The 2,971-nt window shown below is 48.2% G+C and carries 4 protein-coding genes; all 4 read left to right on the plus strand.

Going from position 1 to position 2,971, the window contains the following annotated elements; all coding sequences use genetic code 11:
• Positions 1-414, plus strand: a 414-nt coding sequence (locus tag V6D20_13365) for a hypothetical protein (GenBank protein HEY9816769.1), incomplete at its 5' end; no start/stop codon positions are given.
• Positions 415-478: 64 nt separating this feature from the next.
• The gene (gene urtC, locus V6D20_13370) at positions 479-1,687 is read left to right on the plus strand and encodes an urea ABC transporter permease subunit UrtC (GenBank protein ID HEY9816770.1); all 1,209 of its coding nucleotides are present in this window, start codon (positions 479-481) and stop codon (positions 1,685-1,687) included.
• 79 nt (positions 1,688-1,766) lie between these two features.
• Entirely contained in the window at positions 1,767-2,522 is a 756-nt protein-coding gene (urtD, locus tag V6D20_13375; protein HEY9816771.1) for an urea ABC transporter ATP-binding protein UrtD, read from the plus strand.
• The coding region (locus V6D20_13380) for an ATP-binding cassette domain-containing protein (GenBank protein HEY9816772.1) at positions 2,497-2,971 on the plus strand (475 nt) is incomplete at its 3' end. The genes urtD and V6D20_13380, both read left to right, overlap by 26 nt.

Consider the following 2,971-nt stretch of genomic DNA (forward strand, 5'->3'; position numbering starts at 1 on the left):
GCTTTAACCACCTATTTACTCTACAAAACACCATTAGGACGACAAGTGCGCGCTGTAGCTCAAAACCGAGAAATGGCCAAGTGTTTGGGTGTAAATACGAGTTTGATTGATCTCCTAACCTTCTCCTATGGCTGTGGTTTAGCAGGCGTAGCTGGGGCGGTCATTTCATCGCTCAAGAGTGTATCGCCACCTATGGGGCAAGACTACCTGGTAGACGCCTGGATGGTGGTAGTCACCGGCGGAGTCGATAAGATTATCGGCACGCTTGCGGGGGCATTTATCATTGGTGAATCGAATGCAGCGATCGCTTATCTACTGAACGATCCAGTTGCGCGGGTGATTGTTCTCGCTGCTGTGATTGTCCTCATTCGCTATCGTCCCGAAGGTTTATTCACGGTTCAGAAACGGGCTTAGGGATCTTAGGCATCCTTACGTTATGGTTCTCTGAGGTTCGGTTGGCATTCATGGAGTCATCTCAATGACGCAAGTTTTAGAGGGTAATCAACAGCAATCTAAACTCCCGATTAAGCTAATCATTATCGGTGGAGTTGTTTTCCTAGGATTCTTTATTTTGCCTTTTATCCTAGGCCGCTTTCAGACAGCACTTATGTCCAAGCTGTTGCTGTTTGGGGTTTTAGGTATCAGTCTTGACCTAGTTTGGGGATTCACTGGCATTCTCAGCTTTGCCCACGGCGTGTTCTTTACCCTGGGAGGATATGCCGTTGCTTATTACCTCAAGCTCAATCTATCCACGGATAGAAATACTTATGGGGTAGAGCTGCCAGACTTCATGGTCTGGAATGGATTAACAGAACTGCCCTGGTTTATTGCACCCCTTAAATCATTCCCTGTGGCTCTGATTGCCATGGTTGTAGTGCCAGCACTCTTTGCCTACATCATTGGCTGGTTTATCTTCCGCTCCAAGGTGAGTGGGGTATATATCACCATCATCACCTTGGCAATTTCGTCAGCACTGACCACCTTTTTCATTAGTCAGCAAGCCTATACCGGCGGCACCAATGGCATCACAGATATTGCTCGGCTCAATCTTTTAGGTATTGAGTTCAGTGACATGAACCTTTATTGGGTGATTTTGATCTTTGCCACCCTAGTGCTCGTCGGCAGTTGGCTATTGACCAAGTCCAACCTAGGCTTGATTCTTCGTTCAATTAATGAAAACGAGCGTCGTATTTCCTACCTTGGCTATGATGTCGCGAGTTTCAAGATATTCATCTGGACTCTATCGGCTGCGATCGCTGGCATTGCAGGAGGATTATTTGTTCCCCTCAACCAGTTTATTTCTCCAGTCTATCTAGCCGTTGCCTTTGGGACCCAGGTGGTGATTTGGGTTGCGATCGGCGGGCGAGGAACGCTTATTGGGCCAGTGATTGCCGCCATTCTGCTCGGACAAGTGCAAAACTACGCCGAGCGGGTCACTCAAGATTGGCAGCTCGTTGTAGGTGTGCTGCTGCTGGTTGTGGTGCTCTTCTTGCCCAACGGTTTGATGGGTTTAATTCCCGACCGGTTTAGCCTTAATGCCCTACCCAAAATGATGGCGACAAGCTCTAGTTCATCTGGTCATATTCAGGCAAGGCTCTTGGACTGGTTCACTCCTTCCAAAGCTTGGTTATCTAGCCTAGGCGATCGCATTAGCCGAGGCAAGAGGCGCGATCGCTCTCGCCATTAACAGGCAGTCCGTGTTCTCTGCCCCACACTCACACCGTTTTCGTTCATCGTTGTAGTCGCTTCCCACAGAGGTTAGTTCCATGGATTCAGTATTATCGGTTAAGGACTTAAAAGTCGTCTTCTCGGGCTTTCAGGCTCTGAAAGGGGTTACACTGGACGTAGGCGATCGCGAAATCGTGACGATTATCGGCCCCAACGGTGCTGGAAAAAGTACGTTACTAGATGCGATCGTCGGCAAGTCTCCGGTTGCTTCGGGACATGTGTACTACCATGGCCGCGAAATCACCAACCGAAGCCCCCACGAAATTGCCCGCATGGGTCTAGGCCGTAAGTTCCAAAATCCTAACGTCTATAACGGTCTCACGATTTTCGAGAATATTCTGCTAGCACTCAAGGGAGAGCATGGAATTTTCGAATCACTCACGTCAAAGCTAACGCGGGCCAAGAAAGATAAGATTGCTTGGGTTCTCGATCGAATTGGTCTTTTGGACAAAGCCTACATGAAGGTTTCATCCTTATCCCATGGTCAGAAGCAGTGGGTTGAGATTGGTATGGTCATTGCCCAAGATCCATCTATTATTCTGCTGGATGAACCAACTGCCGGCATGACCTCTGATGAAACCCATCTCACCGGTGAAATCATCAAGATCATCTCTCAGGATCACTCCGTGGTGGTCATTGAGCACGATATGGAATTTGTGAAGCAGATCGCCCAACGCATCATTGTATTGCACCAAGGTGAAAAGCTCGCTGAAGGTACCGTATCGGAAGTTCAGAACAATCCTAAGGTCATTGAGGTGTATTTGGGCCGTGAAAGAATCGACGTTGCTGCTTGATTTAACCGATGTAACTGCTGGCTATGGACAAACGCCTGTGCTCTTTGATGTGAGCATGACGGTTCATAGAGGAGAGATTGTTTGTTTGCTAGGTAGAAATGGAGTAGGTAAAACCACTCTGCTGCGCAGCATTGTTGGCTTAAATAAGGTAAACAAAGGCAGCATCATCTTTGATGCAGATGACATTACCAAAGTCCCTACCTACAAACGCACCCGTTATGGAATCGCCTACATTCCTCAAGGTCGGGAGATTATTCCCTATCTATCGGTTCTTGATAACCTCAAGCTAGGTTTAACCGCGAACCGCAATAGCAAATCGCGTAATATCTTGGAGGAAATCTTTGAGTTCTTCCCAATGCTTAAGCAACATCTAAAGCGTCAGGGTGGGCTCTTGAGCGGCGGACAGCAACAGCAGCTGGCGATCGCCCGTGGGCTGATGTCTGATCCTC

The sequence above is a fragment of the Candidatus Obscuribacterales bacterium genome, assembly GCA_036703605.1.
In the GTDB taxonomy this organism is placed as follows: Bacteria; Cyanobacteriota; Cyanobacteriia; order RECH01; family RECH01; genus RECH01.